The organism is Plantibacter sp. AC185 (assembly GCF_979258065.1).
On the sequence record NZ_OZ409831.1, the window covers coordinates 3289985 to 3316244 of the forward strand.

Sequence of the window (26260 nt, forward strand, 5' to 3'; positions counted from 1 at the left end):
GCGCAGTACCCCGTGTTTCCGGGGCGTCGTCGAGCGGCCCCGTACGGTGTCATCTCGGATGCAGCATCAATGCAACCGTCTGGTTGGACTACTCTTGGACGCATGGCGTGGGACACGGATGAGACACGACGCAAGCTGCTTCTTGCTGCGACGACGCATTTCACTGCGGCCGGGTTGGCCGGTGCCCGTGTCGACGCGATAGCCAGAGACGCCGGTGTCAATAAGGAGCGTATCTACCAGTACTTCGGAGACAAAGCCGGTCTTTTCGGGGCCGTGCTCGAGGCCGAGGTCGACGGCCTGATGGATGGCGTCGAGATCACTGGTCAACAAGCTGACGCGCTGGGCGATCTCGCAGGGCGACTGTATGATCGCACCTCGGTGCGTCCCCACATTGCACGCCTTCTGGCCTGGGAGAGCCTTGAGCTGGATCAGCCTGTATCGGCACTGCAGCGGGCGCGCGGATGCGCGGAACTCGTCGCCGCGCTCTCCAACGCCCTGCCGGAACGCAGTGACGAGTATGCGGCGCAGACGCTGCTGAGCGTCGTGGCTCTCGCCGTCATGGACGGATGCCTGCCGCATCTGGCCACGCTGATCGTTCCCGGGTCAACCCGTCAGTCTCGACGCGCGGCCATCGTTGCACAGGCTCGTTCTCTGACGTGAGTTCCGCGACGAACGCGGGGAACGAGGTTGGGACGAGTGATCCGAGCTGGTGTTCGACGGCGCCGCGGCATCGAACGCTGGCTCGGTGCCGCGGGTGCAAACAGATCAGATCGGTGGTTTTCGCCAACGTCGGTTGCCCGTCGCGTCAGCAGCTCACTCGAGTGTCGTGACGGGAGCCGCATCCATGTCGTCGAATGATTGATTCTCGCCTGCCATCGCCCAGACGAAGGAGTATGCAGACGTGCCGACACCCGAGTGCAGCGACCAACTCGGTGAGATGACCGCCTGGCGATCGGCGACGACGACGTGTCGGGTCTCCGAACGTTCGCCGAGAAGGTGTACGACGCGGGCATCCTCTGGAACGTCGAAGTACAGGTAGCATTCGCTGCGACGATCGTGCGTGTGGGCCGGCATGGTGTTCCACATCGAGCCTGGGTGAAGTTCGGTGACTCCCATGACTATCTGACAGCTCTGGACGCCGCCCTCGTGGATGTACTGATGGAGCGTGCGTCGGTTGGAGGTCAGCTGGTCACCGAGTTCGCGAACGGTGCCCTCGCCCGCAGCGATGTGCACAGTCGGATAAGCAATGTGCGCCGGTGCGGAGAAGAGGTAGAACTGTGCACTTCCCTCCGCATCGGCGAAGATGATTTCGCGAGTGCCCCGTCCGAGATAGAGACAAGCCCCCTTCGTCAGCGTGAACAGCTCGCCGTCGGCGGTTACCGTTCCTGTTCCGCCGACGTTGATGATGCCGAGTTCTCGGTGTTCGAGGAAGTACTCACTGCGGATCTCCGGGTATCCGGGGAGCTCGATGACCTTCCCCGCGGGCTCGACGCCGCCCAAGACGATGCGATCGTGGTGCGTGTAGGTGAGCCTGATCGCACCCGGGACGAACATCTCATCAACGAGGTATCGCTCGCGGAGATCCTTCGTGGTGAAACTCGGAATCTGACCCGGGTTGGTTGCGTATCTCTGTTCCATGTGTGTGAACTCCTGAATCGAATGAAGGAAGGGGGCTCAGCGGACGAGCCATCCGCCGTCGACGGGCAACACGGCTCCGTTGACGTACGCGGACGCATCAGATGCCAGGAAGACGAATGCGCCCTGCACGTCAGCGGGTGTGCCCCATCGGCCAGCGGGAATGCGGGCCAGGATGGACCGGTCCCGTTCGGCGTCAGCTCGGAGTTCCGCGGTGTTGTCGGTGGCCATGTATCCAGGCGCGACGGCGTTGACCGTCACGCCGGAGGTGGCCCACTCGTTCGCGAGCGCTCGGGTGAGTCCGACGAGCGCGTGCTTGGAGGCGGCGTATGCAGGGACTCTGATCCCGCCTTGGAAGGACAGCATCGAGGCCACGTTGATGATTCGCCCGCTGCCCTGTGAGATCAGATGTCGTCCAGCCGATTGAGCCAGATGAAAGGCTGAGTCGAGGTTCACGGCCAGCACCTCGTCCCAATCCGTTTGCCCGTACTGCAATGCGTCGGCACGGCGGATGGTTCCGGCATTGTTGATGAGGATGTCGAGTCCTCCGAGCTCCTCGCGGACGATGTCCACGGCTTCCGACAGCTGGCCCGGAGTCGCAGTAGAGAGGTCCCGTTGAACGCGATGGACTCGTCGGCCGGTCTTGGCGATGAGCCGCGCGGTCTCGGACGCGTCACCGCGATCGAGGAGGGCGACATCGGCGCCGGCCTGGGCAAGGGCGACGGCCGCCCCTTGTCCGAGGCCTCGACTGGCTCCTGTCACCAGTGCCACCTTTCCATCGAGGCGGAACCGATCCATGACGGTGTTCTCGCGGTCGCTCACCAGTACGTCGTCCAATCCGGCCGGGCAACTCGTACGAGAGCCTCGAGGTAGAAATAGTCCCCCCAGAGCGTTCCCTCGTCGATGCCGATACCCTCCGGGAAGCTGTAAACGCCATGAAGTAGCAGGGCGTCAGCGTCTTCCGCTGTCGCTGGTGTGCAGTGCTCGATGAGCGCATCGAGCAGCTCGCGTGCGGCCTCATCGGCTCGGGCGGAACGAACCGAATCGGTGCCGGCGCGTGCCAGCTCGAGCAGGCCGCAGATCGCGATTGCGCTTGCTGAACTGTCGCGCGGCGCGCCGTCGTTCTCTCCGAAGTCCAGATCCCAGTAGGGCACCAAATCGGTGGGCAGGTGGGCGAGGAAATACTCCGCGCAACGCCACGCCGCCGCGAGGTCCCGTGGGTCGCCGGTTGCACGGTGATTGAGCGCGAAGCCGTAGATACCCCAGGCTTGGCCACGCGCCCAACAAGACTGATCGTGCGCCCCTTGCGCAGTCGTGCCCCCCACGGCCACGCCGGTCACGGTGTCCCACTGATAGGTGTGGAACGTGGAGTCGTTCTCGCGGATGATGTGTTCGCGGAGCTGTGCGGTGTGACGTCGGACGGCATCGGAGAATCGGGTGTCGCCCGTCTCACCAGCCGCCCAGGTGAGGAGCGGGAGGTTCATCAAGCTGTCGATGATCGTACGCCCCCGTTGCGCAGGATCCTTGAGATCGCCCCATGCCTGAATGATCCCAGCGGGCTCCAGGAAACGGCGCATCAGCAGTGCGGCGGCTTGGAGCGACGCATCTCGAGCGACGAGATCGCCGGTGAGTCGCCAGTCGGCGACGGTTGACAGGCTGTACAGGAAGCCGATGTCATGCATATCGAGGTCTTCGACTGCGCGAACCCGACGGACGAAGTCGACCGTGTAGGCATGGGCCGAATCGCGGAACACCGCGTCATCCGTGGCCTCCCAGGCGAGCCACTGCATTCCAGGCCAGAAGCTCGTGGTCCAACCGGAGTTCCCGCCCTCCTCGATGCCTGTCGCCGCCGGGCGCCGGGGATAGCGTCCGGCCGAGGTGGTGTCGGCGGGGTAGATCCCGCGGAAGAGGGGAACGTTTCGGCGGACGGTCGCGAGCGCGACGTTGAGGGCGAGAGCCGTTCGGGTGTGCGTCGTCGATGTCGGCGCTGCGGAAGACATGAAGGTGCTCTTTCGTAGTTGAGAGGACGGGGCGTTGTTGCAGAAGGAGGCGGCATCGAGTGCGTGTCAGCACGTTTTTGTGGAGACCTGCGAGCCTCTCCTGTTTCACACGGGCGATTGGACTGCGACTCTGTCGAGGCTGCCTGCTCGTGCGCCTGATGGTGCTTCAGTCTGCACACTGTCCGGTTCGATTTGCACGAGATCGCACAGAATCACACATAATGTGGCGTCACGTGCCTCTAGTCGACGCGGACGACGCGCGGACGATCAGGGTCGGTAGCAAGAGCACGCGCGCTTCGGGAGGGAGACGTCCGATGCTGTCTTTCTGGACGATCAAATCGATGCATGTGCGAACCGCAATTGCTCCGACATCGAACTTGGGTGGCGATACCGCGGTCAAGGGCATCGCCGCCATTGACGCGATCTCGTCGTCGTACGCGACGATCGACAGGTCTTTCGGAATAGCTATTCCAGCGTCCAAGGCGCGATCCGCGAGGGCGATGGCGACAGCGTCGGGAAGCACGAGCATGGCATCGACTCCAGCGGCCACGCAGGTGTCGAAGATGGACTCGTATGAGCGTCGCTGCTCGGTGGTGCCAACGGTTCCCTGCAGGTCGAATTCCAGGTGGGGAGAATCCGGCAACAACGCTGCGATTGCAGCCCGGTATCCCGCGTGCACGGGATCTGAAGTGCTCCCGCGCGGGGGCGCGATCAGCGCAATCCTCTTCCGCCCGAGTTCGACGAGATGACGAACGGCGGACCGGGAACCGTGTGCATGGTCCGTTCGCACGCCTCCGAGGTTCAGCGCAGCTGTCTTGTCGTCAAGTGCGCGCTCCATGATCACCACGGGCAGCCCCGACTGAGCGAGCAGGTGGTAGTTCGCTTCGTCGCCGCCATCGGCGGCTCCTGGCGCTCCGCTCGGAGTGACGATGAGGCCGTCGACACCGAGTTGGCACAGCCGGGAAACCTGATGCCGTTCCACGTCCTTGTCGTAATCCGTCACGCCGAGGACCAAGCGGACATGTTGTTCCGCCGCAGCGGCTTTCGCGCCGTTGATGAATCCGGGGAAGTAATAGGTCGCCGAGGGCACGATCAGGCCGAGCGTCAATGCGGAATCGCTCTGCCGCGGGTGTGTCTGCGCGTGTCGTTTCACGGCGCCGCCGTGGACGCGCACGATCAGGCCGGCCTGCTCGAGATCGAGAAGGTCGCGACGGACGGTCATCCCCGAAACACCGAGGCGCGCGGCGAAATCGGTCACCGCCACCGCGCCGCGGCGATCGATCTCTCGCAGGATCGACTTCTGTCTCTCCGATCGGAGCATGAGCACAGTGTTCCAGTTGTTGTCAGCTACCAACAAGCGGGGCTTGATGGAAGCGCAGAGATCCCTTGCGCCGCGGCGAATCAGACGACCCACCGACCACGTAGCCGAGCGCGTTCGTGTGCCATTTGGGGCTCCCCTGAGTGGGCTCGTGCTCTCGCGATTGGTTCTTGTCGGTTGGGAAGAACGGCAACGCGCACGGAGACGCGGCTACCGGTTCGGTCCTCTCACGGTTCTCCGCGGCGTCGTCTGCAGACAGGGGATCTCCCGCTCTTCGTGACGAGTGGTTGACGATCGCGTAGGCGTCTCCTGCGATGGACACCCGGGGATAGAACACGGTCTCGATACCGCTGTCCGTGACCGTGAATGGGGTGAACGATTCAACTGTCAGGACGGTGTTCCCCGCCACCTCCTCGATCCCGTTCACGTGCATCGAGAAACCGGACCCGTCACCGAACCGCGTGAGCAGACGCTGGCCGACCACCGCACTCGGGTCTGTGAACGTTCCTTCCAAGGTGACGGTGTCCTTGCGCTGTCGATCGGGGTCGAGCCCGGTGTTCGTTGTCGAGGTGGTCGCCCCGATGATGCGCAGCTGCTCCGTGCCGGAGGCCACTGGCGCGGATTCGGGGGCTTGGATCATGCCGTCGCCAGAAACGTAGGTCGACAGGATTCGGCCTGAAAGTGCGTCGGTTCGGACGAACGCCACGCTGCCGGAGAATGTGATCCCATCGACGACGCGCTCGTCGGTGTCATCGCTGATGTAGACGGTGTCGACGAACTCTCCGCTCCGAACCTTGGCGATGGTGGTCATGTCATCTCCATCAGTGGGCAGTAACCACTCAACGCCGCTTAGCAGACCTTTCTGGCCATCGACGGTGGCTTCATAGACTGCTCCGTACTGCGTGGCCTGGTCTGGAGAAGCGAGGATCGTGCGACGGGTCACATGGGGCGCCGTCAAGGTCGTCTCTTGAGACTTGGTCGTGATCACCCGAGTGCGTGGGATCTGTGACATGAACACCTCTGACCCCGGAACGCCGTTCATGAAGGTACGGAGGGAGGCACCGGATTCAGCACCCGTCCAGGTGAAGTCGAAGGGGCTCGCGCCGCTGCCTTCCTGCGGATTGAGCAGCCAGTTTCGGTGAAGCGGATAGCCTGCCGGCTTGCCGATGTTTGCAAGGTGGGCTGCGAGGTCCGGTTGGCCTGTCTGAGCCAGGTCGATGTTGTTCGTCTGCTCTGACATCGGCTCGAGTTCAGCGCCGCGCTGATAGATCTCATGGGCCTGGCCACCCTTGAGCCGGCTGAGATCGAACGTGTAGTTTCGATTGCCGCCGAGGTTGACCATGAGCTCCAGCCGTCGATTCACTTCGGAACCCTTCCCTGGAACCCCGGCGACGGATGTCTCGACGAGCTGCACCTGCTTGTCGTTTCCGCTGCCGTCGTCGTAGGCGAGCACCGCCGGACGAACCCATTCCTCGCTCGGTGTCTGGTTCGCACCGTCAGCACGCCATACCCAAGGCGAGTTCCCCCAGATCGGACTCATGGACGGATATCGCAGATTCCGACCGCTGCCGTCGGAGTAACTCGTGTTGCGGACGTATCCGCTGTAGGGGAGCAGCTCGACGCCCGCGCCCCAGAGGTCGAGCCTGTTGAAATTGAACTGATGGTGCCCAGAACCCCACCGGTTGGTCTTCGGTGCGTACAAGCCGACGTGGGTGGCTTCCGTCTCATCTCCTTGGAAGAGTGCGTAGTAACCGGTGTCACCCATCTCGATGTTCTTGAGACCCTTCGAGACGATTGGCAATGGCGTCGGGTTCCCGACTTTGCCGTCGGAATCGTTGAATGGGATCGGAGTGCCGTCCGGGTAGATGAGCTGCTCCGTCGCAGCGTTCCGCGTCTTCGTCAACAGCGGCCACCTGGCGGTCAGGTCGGTGTTGTCGAGCACGATGCCGAGCCGACTGTCTGTGAAGCCGGCGGGATCGATGTACGACTTGATCACATCGATCGTCGTCGCCACATTTCCTGCCACCTGGTCGCTGTATGCAGATGTCTCTTCGTGCCAAAGTCCATCTCCGTAATAGTGCTCCGGGCTCAGGAGACGGTCATAGACATCGATCACGCGCCGCATGAGTATCGGGTCGTTGAGGAGGAGCGCTGCCACGGATGCAGGACGTGCGCTATACGGGTCTCGATTGTCCATGCGAGCGCGGGAGAGCACCGCATCGGTGGCCACATAGGCTGACCCTCGGACGATGACTTCTTGGATCAGGAGCTTCAAATCATCACCGGAGACGGTGGGCTCGAGCAGCCCCCATACGTCCATGTCGAACATGGCTCCGAATGCCCAGGTCATATCCGGCTGGGCCGCCGAAGCGGTCGGCCCACCATAGTCTCCCAGCCCCACGATGCGCGGGTATTCGAGCGCAAACGTGTACATGATCAAGAGTGAACGTTTCGCGTACGACTCGTCTCCGGTGGTCTCGAAGAGTCTCGTGAACAACCGAGCGTACAAGCTGAAGTTCGATGGCGTATTGAGCACCATGATCCGAGCCGAGTCAGCTTCGACGGCCCTGACGAAATCTGCTTCGTCCATGGCCATATAGGTCTGAACCAGGGGATACTTGGCCAGTATCTGATCCGTGGTCCAAGTTCGTTGAGCCCGCACGCCGGCCATGAGTGCCGAGGCGAGATCTGCGTCACGAATCGAGGCTGCTGACCACGGCTGGGTCGAATCGGTGACCGACAGCTCGAACGAGCTGGTCGCGCCCGAGCGGATTTCTGTAGCGGTGATCGTCGCGGACCCGACGTTTCGACCGAGGATCGCTGCACCGAACGGCCGGGCGACGCTCTCGTCTGACGAAGCGAAGGAAAACCCCGAGACGGCTGCATCTCCGGGAGTCACCGTTGCGGAGGGGTAGTGGATCTTTCCCGTTTCGACCGTGCCCGGAGCCACTGATATCGCCTGCACCCGGGGAATGATCGTTCCAGCGCGCAGAAATTCGAAGGAGGTCGTTGTGCTCGACTTGGTCGGATTCGTCCCCTGGATGATCTTGCTCTGCAGTATCCCCGAGAAGTTACCGAGATCGAGGTCGGTGATCAGCGGCGAGCCGTCCAGCCAGACACTGTACCGGTGATCGGGCGAGTCGATGTCGATCGAAATGTCATACCACCGGTCCGCGGCATAGACACCGACGACCGCTCCCTTCCAATCCTTGATCTTCCCTTGGGCGTCGAACCGCAACAGCGAGGGCCACGTGCCCTTCCCAGCGGGTGGTGTCATGCTCTTCATCTCGAAGAGGGTTCGAGTCGAATCCGTGCTCGAGAACTTCACTCGTGTTTCGATGCCGGTGCGAACCGAACGGCTGATACTTCCCCGATAGGCGTTCACCGCCTCCGTGATGGCCTCGATCATGAACACGTTCCCGCGCGCGTCCGAGACCGTTCCGGCATTGTTCGCGCCAGGCGTGATCGACACCCGCCCCATGAGCTTCGTGTCCACATCGACGTGACCGTCCAAGGGCTGGAGGTCCCGCGTGGTGAAGTCGTGGTCCACCCAATCGCCCGAAACCACACCCTGGTCGGGCGTCACGGCGGCCGAGGCGCCCGTGGTGAGAGACGCTGCACCCAAGATGGACGACAGGAACACAGCTGCGACTACTCGGAGGTTCATCATCGAACGCCTTCCAGGTCATGCGGTTGCGGCAGTCGACCGATCGGCCGCCTTCGCCAATGGAGGTCGCTCCGCCATCTGCGAGGACGGTCAGACGCTAGCAGCGAGGAACACGCGAGGTGGCGCACTGCACAAAGGTGAACACTCGCGCAAGCGCTTAACTTCGCGTTGGCGATGCGGCCTGGTTCCTCACCATCGGACGAACTCAGGGGCGAGGTGGCGGGCGAAGTGAACAGTAACGCACAGGACATGTCCGCTCGGACAGTCCAGGTGCTACACATACATCCAGCACGACTGGGCGCGAAACACACCGAGCCGGCGTCCGGCGCGAAGGAGAACCGTGTTGCCTGTAGATACCGCCACACCCGCCGGAGAAGGGCTGCACGGCGACCTCCCCACGATCGGCGACACGCCTGCCGACCGAGACCGGCGACGGAGATGGGAGTCCTGGCGTGTCGGAGCGTTCGTGCACTGGGGAGTCTCATCTCTGCTCGGAGGGCAGTACGCCGGACAAGACATCCCGGGGCTGGCCGAGTGGATTCAGTCGACGGCGCGGATTCCACGCGACGAGTACCGCAGGCTTGCCGCCGAATTCAACCCGGTTCGGTTCGATGCGGATGAGTGGGTACTGATGGCAGCTCGTGCGGGAGCCAGATATCTCGTCTTCACCGCAAAGCATCACGATGGTTTCGCCATGTATCGGTCGCGAGCGAGCTCGTTCAACATCGTCGACGCCACGCGATTCCGGCGTGATCCACTGGCTGAGCTCGCCGCCGCCTGCCGGAAGCACGGTGTCGCCCTCGGGATCTACTACTCGCATGTCATCGACTGGGCCGACCCGGATGCTGTCGGGCCGCGAAGCAATGACTGGGATACGACTTCCGGAGACGGAGTTTTCGAGCGATATTGGCGGTCGAAAGCGATGCCACAGCTCACGGAGCTTCTCACCGAATACGGCGAAATCGCGTCCGTGTGGTTCGACATGCCCGCAGGTATCGCCCCGCACCAAGCTGCCGAGGCTGCGAGAATCGTCCGTGAGCTCCAGCCGACAGCGGTCATCAACAGTCGCGTCGGTGTCGGCGGCGTTGCAGACTACGAATCAATGGATGACAACTACTTCAATACGGTTCTGCCGAGGTCAGCGTGGGAGACGGCCGCGACCACGAACGACTCGTGGGGATTTGTCGCAAGCGAGAGCCGTTGGAAGACTTCCGCCAGTCTGTGCGAGACCATCGCCTTCACCGTGAGCCGGGGCGGCAACCTGCTCCTGAACTTCGGACCCGACGGCGCCGGCAGCATTCCGGCTCGGGCCAGCGAACAGTTTCGAGAGATCAGCCGTTGGATGCGTCGTGCATCGCCTGCCATCCACGGAGCTAGTGGGTCGCCGTTCCCGTCGGGTTTCGACTGGGGCTACGTCACCTCAGCAGAAACATCGCTGTATGTCCACATCACCGATCCGTCTCTCGTCCGCCTTGCTTTGCCGGGACTTCGGACGCAGCCGCTCGGAGTGTCGTTCATCGAACCGACGGGTTGTGAGCGTGCGTTGCCACTGTCGCGCGTGGCCCCGGCGCTCTTGGGATCCTCGTTCACCACGGAGGTACCCGCCCCGAGCGACGATCTTCCCAGACTGGTCAAGCTCACATTCGGCTCGGCGCCGGACATCGACCCCGTTCCGGCGCAATCCTCTGCCGAATCGATCAGACTCGACGTGGGATCGGCCAGGTCCATTCCAGGTGGTATCGCGTGGGACGTCGACGTTGTCGATCCCGGCGACTACCGGGTCGTCGCGCTGAGTAAGGAAACCTCCGGACACGCGAAGCCGCGCTGGGACGGTGCGGGGCTCACCGGACGTCTGGAATGGGCGACCCCCAGTGGTGAGGTTCACACTCGCGCTTTTGTCGTCACCGACGACGGTCGGGAATTCAGTCCGGTGCTGTTCTTCTGGCAGATGGTGCGAAGTGAGATCGGAACAGTCGAGGTGCCCGAGGCCGGCCGATACACCCTGAAGATACGCGGTCTCCGGATCAAGGATTCGAAGTGGACGATCGACTCGCTCAATCTGGCGGCGATCCGTCTGGAGCTGCCGGCGAAGAACGAGGAACATCCCAACGGTGCGGTCGCCGCACGCGCGTCGGATGTCCCTGACACACGGACTGCACTGCGGGATGTGAGCGGCTGACGTGAGCGACTGCGGTGCCAACCGTATGGGCTGTGCGGCGGCTGAGGGAGTGCTGCCTCGTCGGCACTTCTCTTGATGACTGGAAGCGAATAGCGTCCCATGGAACACGGGCGGGGCACGGAATCGACTGCGTTCCGCGCCCCGCCCGTTCAAGCCAGCCTCATTTGGTTGCTCCGAGCGTCATCCCCTCGATGATCCGGCGCCCGACCCAGAGGTACATCACCAGGATCGGAACGACCGTGACGGCGATTCCGGCGAACATGCCGCCCCAGTTCATTCCGTTGTACTGCATCTGTTGCAAGTAGCCGAGCAATGCGAGTGGAAGCGTCTGGAGCTCCTGCGACTGCAGGAAGACCAGTGCGAAGAAGGTCTCTCCCCAGTGGCCGATGACGTTCAGTACGACCAGTGTGATGATTCCCGGGCGGGCCAGCGGAAGCATGATCCGCCAAAACGTCCGCGCCGGCGTTGCACCGTCCAGCGCCGCCGCTTCTTCGAGCTCGAGAGGGAGCGTTCGGAAGAATCCGGTCAGGAAGAACACCGCGAACGGAAGTGATGTGCCCACGTAGATGAGTAGCAGCCCGAACAGATTGTTCACCAGACCAACCGGAGCGAGCATTGCGAAGATCGGCAGGAAGATCGCTTGAGCCGGGATGCCGATGCACACGGCGAACAGAGACGTCAACGGGCTTGCTGCTCGGTTCCCCAGTCGACTCAGCGCGTAGGCGGCGGGCGCGGCCAGGACGATCGTGAAGAAGGCTGTGCCCACGGTCAGGACGACCGAGTTCGCTGTGGCGACGCTGAAGTTGCCCGTCGTCCAGGCGAGCACGAAGTTCTCCCACCTCAGCTCGGTCGGTAGCGACCAAGGCTGATTCAGAATGTCACGACTCGACTTGAAAGCTGACATCAGGAGCCAGGCGAGTAACGCGACGTTCGCAATGACGATCACGGCCACGATCGGACCGCTGAGAGCGCGTTGAAGGGGGCTCGCAATCGACGGCTTCCGCGCGGCCGTTCTGCTGCGAGAGCGCGGAACCAGGAGATTTCTCGTCTCATCAGTTGGCACGATCAGATCCTTTCGAAAACGACGACGAGTCGCTCATGCCAACTCGATGCTCTCTCGACGCATGATGCGCCGGATGAGGACGACGAGTACGCCGATGAGCGCGAGCATGACCAACGAGCTTGCGGCCCCGAGACCATAGCTGGGTACCCCGGCCGGGTTGAGGACGGACGCGTAGGTGTAGAGAGCTATCGTCCACGTTCCGGGGTCGGGGAGTCCGCTCGAGGACCCGGCGATCGCCAGGATGAACTCGAACGTCTTGAGCGCATTGATGGTCCAGAGGACGGCACAGACGGAGATGATGTCCCACGAGAGGGGCAAGGTCACATATCTGAACCGCTGCCACATGTTCGCCCCGGCCAACGCGCAGTCTTCGTACAGATAGGGCGGTATCTGATCAGCGCCGGCTAGCAGAATCGTCGCGTAGAATCCGGCACCGAACCAGACGATGCCGAGGAGGATGACTCCGAACCGGTTCTCTGCTGCAAGCCACGCTGGAGGGTCCGTGACACCGATCGTGCGGAGTACCTCGTTGACGAGCCCGTCCGCCTGGAACATGAATCCCCAAACGATCGACAGGACGATCCCTGGAATGATCACCGGGAAGAAGATCACGGATCTTGCGAATGCGCGTCCACGTCCGACCATGTCCTTCAGGAGTGCGAGCAGGACGAAACTGCACGCGAAGATTCCAGCGCCCGCGACGACCACGACCAACCCCGAGTTCGCGAATGACTCGAGGAAGGCTGGATCGCGGGAAAGATAGACGAAGTTCTTCAGGCCCACCCATTCCATGGGACCCGTTCCCGGCCACTTGTGGAGGCTGATCCACGATGTCCCGACCAGTGGAACGATCATCAGCAGGGCGAAGAGAAGGAGCGCCGGAAGAACGAACGGCCAGAAGAGACGTCGACGAGATCGTTCGAACGAGCCACGACGCGCGGACACGGAGCGGCCGGCCGGCCGCCCGGGGGCCGACATGGTGTCGGCACCCCGGACTGCACGTTGATCAGTCTGATTCGTCACTGATTGAGTTCCCAGTAGGAGACCGTCTGCTGCTTGATCTCGGCGATGAACTTCTCGGCGTCGAGCCCGCCGGTGAGCAGCTGGGCCACCAGCGGTTGGTAGACCTTCGTCGACCAGTCGCCGCCGTAGCTCTGGGAGATGCCGTCGTCGTCCAGAACGAGCTTGTCAGCGTTTTCGAGCGTCGCGGCCGCGGACGCCACGGCCGCCGACTCCGTCACGTCCGCTCGGGCTGAGATGACCGAGGTCTCATCGGCGTACGCCTGTGCGCGCTCCTTGCCGTAGGCGTAGGCGATGAACTGTTCCGCTGGACCGGGATTCGTGGACTTCGAAGGGATGACCCAGCCGTACGCAGTGGTCGCCGCGTACTTCGAGTCTGGCTCGTCAGCGGGGAACGGGATGCTTGCGAACTCGAATCCCTCTGCGGCATTCGGTGCGGCTTCGCCGGGGAGCCATGAGCCGTTGAGGATGAAGTTCGCTTCCCCGGACGCCCACTTCTGTTGGATGGCCGGGAACTTGCTCGCGTTGTATCCCTCTGCGAAGTAGCCTCCGGCGACGAGCTGCTGGATCCTGTCGGCCGCGTCCCGGTACCCGCTCTCGTCCCAGGTCTTACCGGTCTTGTCCCCGGCGGCCTTGTTCATGGCACCAGGACCCATGGTGTGGAGCACTGCATTGTTGTACCAGTAGGCGCTGTAGCCGAGGATGTCAGCGTCCAGGGCCAAAGGAGCTCCCAGCGTTCGCGAATCGTCGAGTACTTCGACGAAGCGGTCCCAGGTCAGGTCAGTCGTGTTCACCAGGTCCGGGAACCGAGCTGAGTCGTACCAGATGTCGTAGCTGGTCATCGTCCAAGGGATGACGACCTGAGCCCCGTCCTTTGATCGCGCGACCTCGAGGTAGGTCTCGGGGATGACGTCGCGGACGGTCTCGTCGCTTCCCGGAATCTCCATATCGAGCACGGGTTCCAGATCCGCGACGGTGCCGCTCGGCACCATGACGGATTCGACAGCCCAGAGGGGGCGGTCGATGAGATCAGCCGCGGGTGATGTCGACAGCGTGGGCTGCAGCTTGGTGAGCACGTCACGACCTACCCACTGGGCGTCAACGGTGATCCCCGTGTCCTTCTCGAACTCCTCGATGATCGTCGCTAGCGCGACCTGGCCGGGTTCGCCCATCTTGAACATCGACCAGTAGGTGAATTCGCGAGAGGCCGCGGAGTCGTCACTCGTCGTTGAGCCGTTCGCACACGCGCTCAGCGTCCCGATTGCGAGCGCCGTCGCCACGATAGCTCCGACGCGAGTACTGCTTCTTCGGTGATTCATGTCCACTGTCTTCCTTGTCGGTGGTCTTGGTTCTTGATCGTCAACCGATCCGTAGTGCCCTGGCCGCGATGAACAGCGGATGATGGACGCCTTCGCCCCATCAGCGATCGTGGCCACTTCACTGAGCGGGATCCCGTGTTGCGATCAGTTTCGCGGTCGCCTGAATCTTCCAAGTGCACGTGGAGGTTCCGCCACCGGGTGGGGTGCTACTACTGCTCGATGCTCCGGATCGGTGATCACAACAATGCGACGGCTCGCCTCGGACCGGCAACAAATCGCACAAAACCTAACAAGGGGCACCTGTCGTTGCGTTGGCCGCTGCTGCCGTGCGTCGAACTCCGGCGTATTGGCGCGCGGTGGACGAGGGCGTTGTCGGATCATCCAGGAGCAAAGTGGTGTCTCCTGTGCGAGCGTCATTGCCGCCCACACGCGCTGGCGTTCCCCTCCCGGAAGCTCTACGGCCGTCTCTTCGCCTCCATGATCAGCAACCAGATGAGATATGCGCCGCCGAGACACACGGTTATCACGCCGGCTGGGAGCTGCGCGGGAGCAAACAACCGCTGTGCAACGAAGTCACTGGACACCAACAACAAGGCCCCCATCGCTGCGGATGCGGGCAGAGCGACGCCAGCGGAGCGCGTCAGACGCCGGGCGAGTTGGGGTGCAGCGAGTGAGACGAATGCGATCGGGCCGGCTGTAGCGGTAGCAGTTGCAGTGAAGCCGACACCGACCACGACGAGCTCGAGGCGCACGCGGCCACCACGGAGGCCCAGCGCGGTCGAGGCTTCGTCGCCGACTGCGAGGGCGTGCATCCCTCGTGAAAGAAGTCCGGCAATCACTCCGAGCGCGAGGATGATGACCGTCGCGGGCAACGCTTGGGCCCATGCGACCGTATTGAGCGAGCCACTGCCCCATGCACTTGCGGACAGTGCGAGCTCAAGGTCCGCGTTGAGGATGATCCAGGTGTTCAGCGACGCAAGCATGGCAGAAATCGCGATCCCCACGATGATCAGGCGGAATCCGTGGAACCCCCGCCGGTAGGCGAGCGCGTACACGAGCAGCGCGGTCGCGAGACCTCCGGCGAGCGAGCCTGCGGCGACGGCGAGATAGCCGGTGCCTGCTGTCGTCATCACCATGAGAGCGCCGGCATAGGCACCCGAATCGAAGCCGATGATGTCCGGACTGCCCAGCGGGTTCCGTGTCAGTGACTGAAAGATCGCCCCCGCGGCACCGAGCGCAGCTCCGAGCGCGAGAGCAAGCAGAACCCGCGGCATCCGCCAGTCGAGCACGACGAGTTGGGTTTTGCGCGTCCCGCCCCCGAGCACTGTGGCGATGACGTCCGGGATCGGCACGACGAAGTCGCCTGACCCGAGGCTCACGACCGCCACAGCCGCCGCTGCAGCCACGAGCACGAAGGTGGCGATCGCACTACGCATCCCGACAATCACGCTGAGGCGCCCCGCCCGGGTTCGCAGCACGCCGTAGCGATAGCCACGATCAATGCGCGATCGGTCGGAGGAGATGATGTCCGTCACAGCGCGCTTGCTCCTTTTCGTCTCACCAGGGCGATGAGGACTGGTCCGCCGACGAAAGCGGTGACGACTCCGACCGGGAGCTCGCCGCTGGCAAGCACGAGCCGCCCGCCGATGTCGCTGGCCAGGAGCAGCACGGGTGCTGTGAGGACACTGCCAGCAAGAATCCAACGCTGGTCGGGCCCGGTGAACCACCGCACAGCATGCGGCACCATCAGCCCGACGAAAGCGATCGGGCCCGCCGCCGCGGTCGCTGCTGCGCAGAGCAGTGTAGCGGCGACGACCGCCAGTATCCGCGTACGCACGACGCTGGAGCCCAGGGAGACGGCGAGATCGTCGCCAAGAGCCAACGTGTTCAACGGCTTCGCGACGAGGAGGGCCAGCACGAACCCGACCGCGAGGAACGGCAGCAACCACCCGAACTGATCGAACGGAATGCTGCTGATGGTTCCGGCGTTCCATCCGCGCATCCGGTCGAACACGTCGGGTAACAGCAGGGTGATCCCTGACGTGAACCCGCTGAGAACAGCTCCGATGGCCACTCCTGCGAGTGTGATTCGAAGGGCGTCGGGTCCACCGCGACCCGCCGCTCCGATGGCCCAGACGGCGACAGTGGTGACCATTGCCCCGCACAGGGCAAACCAGATGATGCCTGACAGGCTCGTGATGCCGAACACCGCGCCTCCGACCGCCACCGCGAAGGCCGCGCCGGCATTCACTCCGAGGATGCCGGGATCCGCGAGCGGGTTCCGGGTGAACGCTTGCATCAAGGCTCCGGCCATTCCGAGCGCGGCGCCGACGAGGATCCCGAGAACGGTGCGCGATCCGCGAAGAGTGAACATGATCGTTCTTGCGTCAGAGTCCGTGCCGGAGAGTCCGCCGGCTATCCGCTCCATCGACAGGTCCTTGGACCCGAGTACAAGACTGACAGCAACACAGAACGCCAGCGCGCCCAGCATCATGGTGAATCCCGCTAGCCGTCGAAGAGTGGGCACCCCGATAGCCGCTCGTTCCCGTTCTGCTGTTGCTGTCATTCGCCCAGAAAAAGGGCCCGATGAGTACGACGTGGGTTCGAACTTAGAGTCCATTGACGTCGACGACAGCCTCGTGCCTGTGCCCAACCGCTTCGTGGCTCCCGCCGGCGAAGACTGGCCCGAGCCCACGGTGCGACGAGTCGGCCCAGTTCACGTCGATCAAGACCGACGTGCGGATGCGACGGGGAATCTGCTGACGGTCTCCTGGCCACATGGTCCCCGTCGCATTCGTCTCCGGCTGGTGAGCCTTGCGGCCGTCGTCACGGCTAACAGTGGGCGTTACGACATGACTCATTCGAGAAGAGCCTGTCCGATCACCTCGAGGAGTGCGTCCTGGCCGCTCGGCGACCCGAAAGTCATCTCGAGGTTGTACGGGTAGATTCGTTCATTTACTACGAAGGGCAGGGACGCCCACAGCGGATTGGACGTGACCGCTTCGTTGTTCGTGATGAGGTCGGATCCGTCTTGATTGACGGTCGTCACGATGAGATCGATGTCCCGCAGATCGCCGACCTGCTCGGGACTGAGCGCTCGGCCGGTGCTGTCCGGCTCGCCGTCCCCATCGCCGTCTGCGAGGGGGCTGATCTGCAACCCGAGGTCTTTGAACACCAGGCAGGAGATGCTGTAGCAGCTGATCTGCACCTGCCCTCCCCAGAACGTCACATCCGCGACGACAGGGGCGACGCCGTTCTCGTCGAGCTGAGCTTTGAGTTCTGCCACGCGAGCGTCGTACTGGTCTCGCCAGGCCTCCGCTTGTTTCGCTCGACCGAGGTCCTCGGCGATCTTGTCGAACTTGTCGCGCCAATCGTCACCATCGAATCCGTTGTAGGTGTAAGTCGGCGCGATCGGCGTGAGTTTGTCGTGCAAGTCGGTCTCGTAACCGAGTCCGTTGAGGATGAAATCGGGCTCGACGTCCAGTACCTTCTCCAGGTTGAACTCTGGGAAATTGTGGAACCCCTTAATGCCCTCGAGTTCGTCTTGGGGGAAGAAGCTGGGGAACGCGCTCCAATCGTCTCGGAGCGGCTGCTCCTTGGCCAGGGGGTATCCGAGCGTGATCAACATGTCGACATCGGTCGTGTAGAACCCGAGTGCGGCCTTCGGCTCGACAGGGACTGTCACCTCACCGAAGTCGGTGTCCACGGTCAGCGTGTCGGGAGAGGTCGAGACATCGGACGGGGAGCTGCAGGACGTCAAGAGGAATGCAGTAGCAGCGATGCACGCCGAGGCAGCGAGGAGACGAGGACGTATGAGCGGCATGGAGATCTTCTCTTCGAGTGGTTAGGTGTGCCTTACTTAGACACCTCCCTGATCCTCTCCTACGATCATGTCGCCAACCGGCCAACGAATGTCGGTTGCCCGACGAATTCGCGTGCGATCGAGTCGAGACGACCCGGCGTCGTTCCAAACTCGCGCCGGAACGCCTGCACGAACGCGCTCGGAGTCGTGTACCCAACTCTTCGTCCGACTGCACCGACAGGTATCCCTGCGGCGAGGAGTTCGAGTGCAGCGAGCATCCGTGCTCGCGTCCGCCACTCCAGGAAGCTCAGCCCGGTGTCCCGGCGGAACAGCCTCGACAGATTGCGCTCGCTCGAACCCACGACTGTGCCCCATTCCCCGAGCGTTCGTGCGTCTGCGGGGTCGCGCCGGACTTCTTCGGCCACGCGTCGAGCACGATCGTCCTCCGGCAAGCTGAGTTGGAGACGGATGATCTCGGCTGGTTCGAGCAGTCGCGGAACCAAGAGCTCGGCCAGGCGTCGTGTTTCGGCAGCGAGGTCGTCGCGACCGAGCTCGTCAAGGAGAGCGCTGGCTGCCGCGGGCACGCACACAGCTCCGGCCCCCGAGCGAGGCGGATCGCCGAGGTCCGGCGAGAAGAAGGTGCAGGCGAACGAGGTTCCCGGTGCGGCAGTCACTCGGTGCGCTTCGCCGGCCGGTATCCAGAGCCCGTAATGCCCTGGGAGGGCATGGACGCCTGCCCCTGTCTCGACGACGAGAGACCCGCGACTTCCCCAAAGTAGCTCGTCGACATCGTGCTGATGCCACTCCCATGCTTGACCGTGCGTCACGACGAAGGAGTTGGTGTGTGTCGCTACGACTGCGCTTGGGGCGTCGCACGTGGTGATGGTGTCGGAGAGCAGCATGGTCTTCCTCGCTGGTGTTCGATAGTCGAAGCCAATGTCGGCCAGCGTAGTGCCGGCTCCGACGGCTGGACGTGCTGTCGCCACCTCCGTCCCTCCGTGGAGCCAGCACGGCATGGGGGCGGTTGAAAAGTGGGATGAAACAACTTGCGGTCGTCATTAGGACACACCTGTGCGCTGGCAAGATCTGTCACCGAAGGACCTCATCCCGAGTCCGGTCATCCGCTCGCGCGATCATCACCGCATGACGCCTTCGCGGGGTGATGGACGTCCATCCTCCGCTCCCAGAATCACGAACCGAACCCGTCGGGACGTCCGCTCTTGCGCATGACTCACGGGCATGACCAGAAAGCAGTGCCGTGTTTCGAGGACATTCCTCTCGTGCGCAAACCCGACGACGGTCGTTCCTCCGGATGGTCGTCCGTTCGGTCGTCGTCGTGGCGTCAATCTCGATCTTCGGTATCGCGCTGACGGCAGCGCCGTCGGCGCAGGCTGCTCCCGTTGCAGCCCCACAGATACTGAAGTTTCACGCGAATAATTCGAAGATGGACTCGGCAATCGACGAGCTCCGCGCTTCGTTCGTTCTGAAGGTGCCACACGGGTACGTCAATGCGACGACCGGAGCCATGCAAAGGGTCGATGGAAAGTACCTTCGCGTCGGTTATGACTACGACGGGCGGAACGACAATGGCGTTGCGTCTTACCGCAGCATGCAGTACATCAACACATTCTCGGCTTCAGGTGCAACCGTCTGGGCCAATAACCGGGGTGAGTTCTTCACCGTGCATAAGGTGATCGCGGCGGGGGAGAACGACTATCTCGTCATCTCCGTCGAAGGAGACATGGACGTTCCGCCGGGCGCTGGCAACAACGTTCCAGGTGGGAACTCTGGGCAGATGAACCTGTACTTCTCGTTGGCGAACAGCGCAGTCGCCAGCACCATTGACACCAGTTGGATCCCCGGCGCCCAGACGGTGTTCCCCGTCGACCTCAGAATCTATGCAGACGGGTGGGGTGTCGCGAGCCGTTCAGGACCGGTGGTCCAGGTGCAATACGACGCCACCTACAACCTCTGGTCTGGGAACCAAGCGAACTGGGGCCAGGTCATCGACTACGGATTGAATGGACAGCCGGCCGGCGTTCTTCCGCCGAACTCGCTCCCGGTCGATCTGACGAACTTCGCGTTCACATCCGTGGCGACCGGCCCAGCCGGATCCGTCAGCGACAGCTTCTGGTACGCGTGGGTTCACGAGGACGGCAGCCTTGTGACATCGATCAACACTGCGCCGATACATGTCACGGGAGTGACTCCTCACAGGGATCTTGTGAGTAACTCGGCTGTTGTGAAGAATGTGCCTCCGGCGGCATCCGGGGGGCCGACGCTGGCGTGGACCGCCGGAGCGGCGGCGCAGGGGTTGACGAACAACGTGAAGGCCGACGGACGAGTGGACTTCCGATCCGCCGGCGGGACGGGGTACTACCGTCTTGTCGTGTGGCCTGAGTCGCGTAACCCAGCGACAGTGACCGCGAACAACGGCTCTCCCCTCCTCTCCTACACCGCTGGTCAACTGTTCGCGGGAGAACGTCCCGTGGCCGGACGGATCGATGAGTCATGGACTGTCGGTTCCGTTTACTACAACTACAGTGTCGCGCGTCCCGACGCCCCCACCATCACGACTCCCTCTGAGGGTGGCTATCTCCAGTCGGGTAAGTCGGTCACGATCTCGGGCACGGGAACGCCCGGGCACTCCATCAGCCTCAAACTCGCCTCGGGATCCACGATCTCCAACATCAACGCCGCGACGAACACAACCCTGGCCGACGGCGACCGGCAGTGCGGACCGACCACCGCATGCTCGGTGATCGTGGACACATCCGGCGCTTGGAGCTACACCTATGCTCCCCAAGTGCCTCTCGTCGACGGCACCTATACCGTCCTGGCTTTGCAGACAGAGCAGACGTCCGGTTACTACCTGACCAGTGCTCCGTCAAATCCGGACCCTCCGACGTCTGCCACCAACTGGGGCGTCACCTTCTCGATCGACACGACGGTTCCCGCGGCGCCCGCTTTCCAATGCTTGGCCACTCCGTCCAAGGACGCGACGCCGACGCTGTCAGGTTCGGGTTTGGAAGTTGGAGGTGTGGCTCGAATCTATGAGGGCCAGACTCTTCTCGGCACCGCAACGGTCACCGGATCCACCTGGAGCTACACGGTCGTATCAGAGCTTCCGGACGGAATCTACGGGTTCGCGGCTACCCAGGTGGACCGCGCCGGCAACGAGTCGCCTCGGACAGCCGCCTGCAAGTACCAGGTCGCTACAGACGTGGTGGTGGTCGGCGTCACGAAGGTCGCCGACATTGTGGTCGGTGGTGACCCCACTCTGCCTTCGGTCTCCGCTTCCAATTGGGAGGTCACAGCGGCATCGGCGACGGCGACCGAGCTGATCAGCGGTGCCACCGGGGCGGAACTCGAACGTGGAGTGACCTACACGATCTCCGAGCGCTTTCGAAGCACACCCGGACCCGATGCCAACGCATCGCTCTACACGCAGCGAGGAGAACTGGCTTGTGTCGACGGCGACGCTCGTCCGCTCGATTCTTCCGTGTTCGATGCGTCTACGAGGCGACTCGTCATCGGAGCTACGACGCTCGTTGCCGAACCGATCACTTGCGCGTTCACCAACCAGACGAGCCACCTTTCGTTCGTCACGAAACAGCTGAACGGGCCGACGAACGATCCGACCGATGGGTGGAGTGTTTCGGCCGATGCGACTGGAGGTACATCAGTGTCTCTCGATGCCTCGCTCGTCCGCACGGAGGCGCGGCCCGGTACGTACTCTGCGGCCGCCGCGGTGCCGGAGGGACTCTCGTTGCTGGGTATTCAGATGCTGCGCCGTGACGCTGCGAATTGCGCGGCCTTCGCAGGCCAGGCAGCGGACGCGCCCGAAAGCTGCTGGACGGACCTGAACCCCTCATCCGTGATCATCGAGCAGGGCGAGCGCACTGTCCTTCGCGTGGTCGCCGCCTCGCCACAAGACCTCCCCGGCCTCCCAATGACCGGTGGCGTAGGCGCGTGGTTGTTCACCACAGCAGGGGGCCTCGTCGTGGTTCTCGCGATGGCTCTGTGGGTCCTGAGCAGACTCCGTGGGTCCGTCCTCGCCGCCCGGGCACGGGTCTGACACTTCCACCGATCGCCGCCGCGTACTCACTCGGCGACGCAATGCACCACAGTTGAAAGGAAATCTCGTGGTTCACACATCTTCAGGGCGAGGGACGAAGCTTGCGGCCATCACCGCAGCCTTCCTCGTCCTCGGCGCATCGGCGCTCGTCGCTTTGCCTGCGTCCGCCGCACCAGGCGATGCCGGCACTGGAACGATCACGGTCCACAAGCTGGAGCAGCGCGGCACATCGCTCGGGCCCAACGACGGTTCACAACTCGACGCCACAGGGGCGACACCGCTTGTTGCTGGGTTCACGGTCTGCTCCGTCGACGGTCTCGATCTCACCACGGCCGCTTCTTGGGGCTACGTCGCTGGCCTCGCACTCTCGGGAGGTACAAACGGTGCTGCGCCGGTTGTCTCAGAAAACGGCACTGCGCTCACTCTGAGCTGCGGCGTCGAGCAAGAGACCAGCTCGACGACGGGTGAGACCACGTTCGCCGCGCTGGCCGCTGATCGCGCATACGTCGTGTACGAGAGCACGCTTGCTGCCAACGCCGTCACTGCATCCCAGCCGACACTCGTGACCGTTCCATATCCGGGTAACGGTGGTGTCAGCGCCACCTGGAACTACAACCCACACATCTACCCGAAGAACGTTGTGGCCGGATCAGGCGCAACGAAAGTCGCCGAGATGGTCGGCGACCAGATCTGGTTCGAAGTCATGCTTCCGATTAGTCCGCTTGCGGGCGGAGACCAGTACACGGAGATGCGGATCAACGATCAGCTTGCGCCCTCTGTGACATACACCCGAGGTCGTGTCCAGATGTTTGCGGCTGGGACGAGCGATGTGGATCTGATTTCCGGAACCCATTACACGCTTACTCAGCCTGACGGATCGCGCGGTGCAGAAGTGGTGCTGAGCTTCACTGCCGCCGGATTGGAACTCGTCAATGCGAACATCGGCGGACGCATCTACCTCGAGATCGCAACCGATGCCGTCTCATCGGGCAGTACCGCCAACGAGGCCACGATCACGGTGAATGGAGTAAGTACCGCCCCCGGCACTGGTCCCTCCGTCCAGAACCCGGAAGCTTTCTTCTCGGGTGTCCACGTCCGGAACGTCGCGCGAAACAAGGGCGTCACGGCAACCGTTCCCCTAGCCGGCGCTCAGTTCGTGCTCTACCGCGCGGACGATGCTGCTACGAGCTGCGCCGCGACTCCCGCCAGCGACCCGTACCAGGTCCAAGTGTTGGGTACTCAGACGTCAGACTCCTCCGGTAATACCCCTGACGCGGTGCTCGCCGCAGGGAAGTACTGCGTGTACGAGACAGTTGTCCCGGCCGGGTACAAAGGACTCGCCGGAGGAATGATGCTCACGGTGAGCGGCGCGGACTCGTCGATCGAGGTCGTCAACACGCAGATCGGTAGCGATGTGGGTGATCTTCCATCGTTGCCGATGACCGGTGCGTCGGGCAGCGTCATTATCATCGTCGCCGGCTCTTCGTTCCTGCTCGCAGGCGTCGTACTGTTCCTCCTCCGTCGTCGCAAGGACCAGTCAGAGACCGGTGGATCAATGGCCGGACAGGGCTGATCCAGTAGTTGTCGGGCGGACATCGGGACCGTCTGACTGTGGATGACCGTGACGCGGGTCGGGCCTGCGTCACGGTCATCGCGTTTTCTCCGCGGGTAAGCGCGGACTCACTCTTTGGAGGTTCGATGGCTCGTCATCTGACAAGACACGCTCCGGCGGCACGACACGCACGACAACCGATTCTCCTGAGGCGAGGGTTCCGGTGGCCCGACACATTGATCGCGCTGTGCACGCTTTTGGGAGTCGGTCTCCTGCTGTACCCGATCTCGGCCGCCTGGGTCTCGCAGTTCAATCAGTCGAACGTCGTGCACGATCAGACAACGGCAAATGCCGAGACTGCTGCTTCCGAGATGAAGGCGAGCCTCGACGAGGCTCACCGCTACAACGACCTCCTCGAGTCAGGCGCTCTCCTCAAAGGAGGAGAAAACGTCGCGATCGGAACCGGCGAGACGGGGGCGAGCGTCGAATACGACCAGCTGCTTCGCGCTGAACCGACGGGGACGTTGGCTCGCATCCGAATCCCCTCGATCGGTCTCGACCTTCCTGTCTACCACGGCACATCGGACGAAACCCTGCTCAAAGGTGTCGGTCACCTGCAGGGAACATCGCTGCCTGTGGGTGGCAAGGGAACGAAAGCGGTTCTCACCGGTCATCGAGGGTTGGCCAGCGCAGAGATGTTCACGCGACTTTCCGAAGTCCGGAAAGGTGACTCCATCAACATCGAAGTGCTGAACCAGGTGCTCACGTACAGAATCTTCGAGATCCAGGTAGTTTCACCCGACAATACGGAAGAGATCCGTCCCGTAGATGGTGCCGACCTGATTACACTCGTGACCTGCACACCACTCGGAATCAACACACACCGGATCCTCGTCACAGCACAGCGGGTACTTCCCACTCCCCAGCAGGACATCAACGACATGGCGTCTCGACCGGACGTCCCTGGTTTCCCTTGGTGGGTGGTCGTCGCGACAGCGGCCATCGGTGTCGTCAGCGGGTGGTACTTCAACGGATGGAAGCGTCGGTGGCGAGCGGTCAGGAACAGCTGAGACTGCCGACGTTGCAGCGGGACACATTTTCGCTCAAGGCATGGCGCGGTGCTTATGTGTGTCAGGAAAGCCACCTCCGGTGGCCGGTCGCTGCGACAGATTGGTGGGGTGGAAAGGGCGATGCGGATGTTGGAAGCAGCACAGTCGATCGTGGACTCATCGCTCCGGGGCGGGCGATTCCCTGAGCTGGTATCCGTCGACATCCTCCGCCGCTGCTCCCTCTCCGATGCGAAGAAGTTCGAAGACGGTGAACGTCAGACGGTCCTCGCCGGGATGGTGATGGCCCGTGTCCGTTCCGATGACACAGAAGCATCGATCGGCCTCGCCGATGCCATCAGAGACGACCTCTTGAATCTTGGAGATCGCACGAGTCCGGTTGAATCGTTGCTGGCTCTCGAGGCGGCGCTGGCGGAGGTCTACGTCAATCAAGGCAACGCTGTTCGGAGCAACGAGCATGTTCAACGGATGCTTCCCCAACTGCATCGAGGGATTCGGGCCGAGTGGCGAAACCGAGTTCTGGGAATCGCTGCAGCATCGTTCGCCATTGATGGCGACCATGTCGCAGCGGAGCAGATGATCGCCGAGATCCGGGTACTGGAAGCGGAACAAGGTTGGGGCGACGAGCGTGTGGAGTACATGCAGGCGGTCGCTGAGGCGATCCTGGGCTTGACCTCGATGGATGCTGCGCGAGTTCGGGCAATCCTTCCACGAGCCCGTTCGCTCGTCCGCAGCGAGCCGACGGCTCTCTCCCTTGTTCGACTGATCGAGGCGCTGAACGCGTTCGTCGAGGGAGATCTGACGGCGACCCTGGTCAGGGCTGGAAGGGTTGCTCAGGGCACGGATCAACCGAATGGGCCGTCCATGGTGCGCACCTGTGCTCTGGGCCTCAAAGCGATCGCCCATGTCATGCGCGGTTCCCCAGCCCAAGCCGTTGCAATGCTTCGCGACGTTCCCTTGCCGGGAATGCACTTCATGTGTCTGGCGATGATCCGGTCATCGGCGTACCTCGTGCTCGGGGAGTACCGCGGTGCTCGCGGTGCGACGGACGATTGTCTCCGCATGAAGGTTGTCCACAGTCGCTGGACCTTGCCAGCAACGCTCCTGCGTCGGGCTGTAGCGAACATGCGTCTCGGCAACGTCGAGAGCGCAGTGCGAGAGGCCTTGGAGGCTCTCGAGTACACCGGGCGTCTCGACCCTTCATTCGGCCTCATGCTTGTCCCGACTCAGGATCTTCTGGATCTTGGGAGACTCTTGCTGTCGCGCGATCGGAGCCTGGCGCCTCGTTTGCGATTGGTCCTCGAGCGAATGCGCTCCATTCCCTCGCCCGTCGCCCCCGAGTTCACGTTGCCGGTGTTGTCTCAACGAGAGCGACTCATCGCCCATCATCTGCGTTCGGACAGCAGCTACCGACAGATTGCGGATGGACTCCACGTCACCACCAGCACAGTGAAGTCTCAAGCGTCCGCCGTGCTCAAGAAAGTGGGAGCCTCGTCACGGGAAGACGCGGTCCAGCGACTCGAGAAGAGCGGTTTCTACGAACTGTAGGTGTCGTCCCCA

The 26260-nt window shown here is 62.9% G+C and carries 18 protein-coding genes; 6 read left to right on the top strand and 12 right to left on the bottom strand.

Translation table 11 applies throughout. The annotated features are described in order from the left end of the window. Nucleotides 1-102: 102 nt before the first annotated feature. Nucleotides 103-660 (top strand): TetR/AcrR family transcriptional regulator, encoded by a 558-nt coding sequence (locus tag ACZZZB_RS15395; RefSeq protein ID WP_463530138.1) that lies wholly within the window; start codon nucleotides 103-105, stop codon nucleotides 658-660. A 153-nt stretch (nucleotides 661-813) separates the two neighbouring features. Here ACZZZB_RS15395 and kduI read toward each other — a convergent pair whose 3' ends face one another. From kduI to ACZZZB_RS15420, 5 genes are all read right to left on the bottom strand, one after another. Continuing rightward, nucleotides 814-1638 carry a 5-dehydro-4-deoxy-D-glucuronate isomerase gene (kduI, locus tag ACZZZB_RS15400; protein WP_079003080.1) on the bottom strand — a complete coding sequence of 275 codons (825 nt, stop codon included), beginning with the start codon at nucleotides 1636-1638 and terminating at the stop codon, nucleotides 814-816. Nucleotides 1639-1674: 36 nt separating this feature from the next. Continuing rightward, nucleotides 1675-2433 (bottom strand): 2-dehydro-3-deoxy-D-gluconate 5-dehydrogenase KduD, encoded by a 759-nt coding sequence (gene kduD, locus ACZZZB_RS15405; RefSeq protein ID WP_079004000.1) that lies wholly within the window; start codon nucleotides 2431-2433, stop codon nucleotides 1675-1677. 20 nt (nucleotides 2434-2453) lie between these two features. Then, nucleotides 2454-3635, bottom strand: coding sequence for a glycoside hydrolase family 88 protein (locus ACZZZB_RS15410; RefSeq protein ID WP_079003079.1), 1182 nt, complete (start codon nucleotides 3633-3635; stop codon nucleotides 2454-2456). A gap of 229 nt (nucleotides 3636-3864) precedes the next feature. Next, on the bottom strand, nucleotides 3865-4956 hold the full coding sequence (locus ACZZZB_RS15415) for a LacI family DNA-binding transcriptional regulator (protein ID WP_079003078.1): 1092 nt from the start codon (nucleotides 4954-4956) through the stop codon (nucleotides 3865-3867). Nucleotides 4957-4978: 22 nt separating this feature from the next. Further along, nucleotides 4979-8623: a hypothetical protein gene (locus ACZZZB_RS15420; protein WP_463530139.1), complete on the bottom strand. Its 3645-nt coding sequence runs from the start codon at nucleotides 8621-8623 to the stop codon at nucleotides 4979-4981. 340 nt (nucleotides 8624-8963) lie between these two features. On the opposite strand from ACZZZB_RS15420, the gene ACZZZB_RS15425 reads away from it, so the two are divergent. Further along, nucleotides 8964-10799 carry an alpha-L-fucosidase gene (locus ACZZZB_RS15425; protein WP_463530140.1) on the top strand — a complete coding sequence of 612 codons (1836 nt, stop codon included), beginning with the start codon at nucleotides 8964-8966 and terminating at the stop codon, nucleotides 10797-10799. A gap of 160 nt (nucleotides 10800-10959) precedes the next feature. On the opposite strand, the gene ACZZZB_RS15430 is transcribed toward ACZZZB_RS15425, so the two are convergent. From ACZZZB_RS15430 to ACZZZB_RS15460, 7 genes are all read right to left on the bottom strand, one after another. Then, nucleotides 10960-11751, bottom strand: a complete 792-nt coding sequence (locus ACZZZB_RS15430; RefSeq protein ID WP_205847534.1) for a carbohydrate ABC transporter permease — start codon at nucleotides 11749-11751, stop codon at nucleotides 10960-10962. Between the two features lie 144 nt (nucleotides 11752-11895). Further along, complete coding sequence (locus tag ACZZZB_RS15435; protein ID WP_463530141.1) at nucleotides 11896-12654, bottom strand: carbohydrate ABC transporter permease; 759 nt, start codon at nucleotides 12652-12654, stop codon at nucleotides 11896-11898. A 227-nt stretch (nucleotides 12655-12881) separates the two neighbouring features. Next, entirely contained in the window at nucleotides 12882-14162 is a 1281-nt protein-coding gene (locus ACZZZB_RS15440) for an ABC transporter substrate-binding protein (protein ID WP_167620501.1), read from the bottom strand. 494 nt (nucleotides 14163-14656) lie between these two features. Then, the gene (locus tag ACZZZB_RS15445) at nucleotides 14657-15736 is read right to left on the bottom strand and encodes a FecCD family ABC transporter permease (protein ID WP_240555521.1); all 1080 of its coding nucleotides are present in this window, start codon (nucleotides 15734-15736) and stop codon (nucleotides 14657-14659) included. Then, entirely contained in the window at nucleotides 15733-16695 is a 963-nt protein-coding gene (locus ACZZZB_RS15450) for an iron chelate uptake ABC transporter family permease subunit (protein ID WP_205847532.1), read from the bottom strand. Before ACZZZB_RS15450 ends, ACZZZB_RS15445 begins: the two co-directional genes overlap by 4 nt. 363 nt (nucleotides 16696-17058) lie before the next feature. After that, the gene (locus ACZZZB_RS15455; protein WP_240555520.1) at nucleotides 17059-17907 is read right to left on the bottom strand and encodes an ABC transporter substrate-binding protein; all 849 of its coding nucleotides are present in this window, start codon (nucleotides 17905-17907) and stop codon (nucleotides 17059-17061) included. A 182-nt stretch (nucleotides 17908-18089) separates the two neighbouring features. After that, entirely contained in the window at nucleotides 18090-18905 is an 816-nt protein-coding gene (locus tag ACZZZB_RS15460; protein WP_463530142.1) for a helix-turn-helix domain-containing protein, read from the bottom strand. A 410-nt stretch (nucleotides 18906-19315) separates the two neighbouring features. Between ACZZZB_RS15460 and ACZZZB_RS15465 the strand changes: the two genes are divergently transcribed. The 4 genes from ACZZZB_RS15465 (at nucleotide 19316) to ACZZZB_RS15480 (ending at nucleotide 26248) form a co-directional block, all read left to right on the top strand. After that, nucleotides 19316-22081 carry an Ig-like domain-containing protein gene (locus tag ACZZZB_RS15465; protein ID WP_463530143.1) on the top strand — a complete coding sequence of 922 codons (2766 nt, stop codon included), beginning with the start codon at nucleotides 19316-19318 and terminating at the stop codon, nucleotides 22079-22081. Nucleotides 22082-22133: 52 nt separating this feature from the next. Further along, nucleotides 22134-23654, top strand: coding sequence for a SpaH/EbpB family LPXTG-anchored major pilin (locus ACZZZB_RS15470; protein ID WP_463530144.1), 1521 nt, complete (start codon nucleotides 22134-22136; stop codon nucleotides 23652-23654). Nucleotides 23655-23692: 38 nt separating this feature from the next. After that, the gene (locus ACZZZB_RS15475) at nucleotides 23693-24703 is read left to right on the top strand and encodes a class C sortase (RefSeq protein WP_205858680.1); all 1011 of its coding nucleotides are present in this window, start codon (nucleotides 23693-23695) and stop codon (nucleotides 24701-24703) included. Between the two features lie 126 nt (nucleotides 24704-24829). Next, a complete protein-coding gene (locus tag ACZZZB_RS15480) occupies nucleotides 24830-26248 on the top strand; it encodes a helix-turn-helix transcriptional regulator (RefSeq protein WP_463530145.1) in 1419 nt (472 codons plus the stop codon). Nucleotides 26249-26260: the final 12 nt, after the last annotated feature.

What these genes read in the sequence shown, in the direction of transcription:
- ACZZZB_RS15395 (WP_463530138.1), top strand. Translation starts at nt 103, where the DNA reads ATGGCGTGGGACACGGATGAGACACGACGCAAGCTGCTTCTTGCTGCG.
- kduI (WP_079003080.1), bottom strand. Translation starts at nt 1,638, where the DNA reads ATGGAACAGAGATACGCAACCAACCCGGGTCAGATTCCGAGTTTCACC.
- kduD (WP_079004000.1), bottom strand. Translation starts at nt 2,433, where the DNA reads ATGGATCGGTTCCGCCTCGATGGAAAGGTGGCACTGGTGACAGGAGCC.
- ACZZZB_RS15410 (WP_079003079.1), bottom strand. Translation starts at nt 3,635, where the DNA reads ATGTCTTCCGCAGCGCCGACATCGACGACGCACACCCGAACGGCTCTC.
- ACZZZB_RS15415 (WP_079003078.1), bottom strand. Translation starts at nt 4,956, where the DNA reads ATGCTCCGATCGGAGAGACAGAAGTCGATCCTGCGAGAGATCGATCGC.
- ACZZZB_RS15420 (WP_463530139.1), bottom strand. Translation starts at nt 8,623, where the DNA reads ATGATGAACCTCCGAGTAGTCGCAGCTGTGTTCCTGTCGTCCATCTTG.
- ACZZZB_RS15435 (WP_463530141.1), bottom strand. Translation starts at nt 12,654, where the DNA reads ATGGAATGGGTGGGCCTGAAGAACTTCGTCTATCTTTCCCGCGATCCA.
- ACZZZB_RS15450 (WP_205847532.1), bottom strand. Translation starts at nt 16,695, where the DNA reads ATGATGCTGGGCGCGCTGGCGTTCTGTGTTGCTGTCAGTCTTGTACTC.
- ACZZZB_RS15460 (WP_463530142.1), bottom strand. Translation starts at nt 18,905, where the DNA reads ATGCTGCTCTCCGACACCATCACCACGTGCGACGCCCCAAGCGCAGTC.
- ACZZZB_RS15465 (WP_463530143.1), top strand. Translation starts at nt 19,316, where the DNA reads ATGGTCGTCCGTTCGGTCGTCGTCGTGGCGTCAATCTCGATCTTCGGT.
- ACZZZB_RS15480 (WP_463530145.1), top strand. Translation starts at nt 24,830, where the DNA reads ATGTTGGAAGCAGCACAGTCGATCGTGGACTCATCGCTCCGGGGCGGG.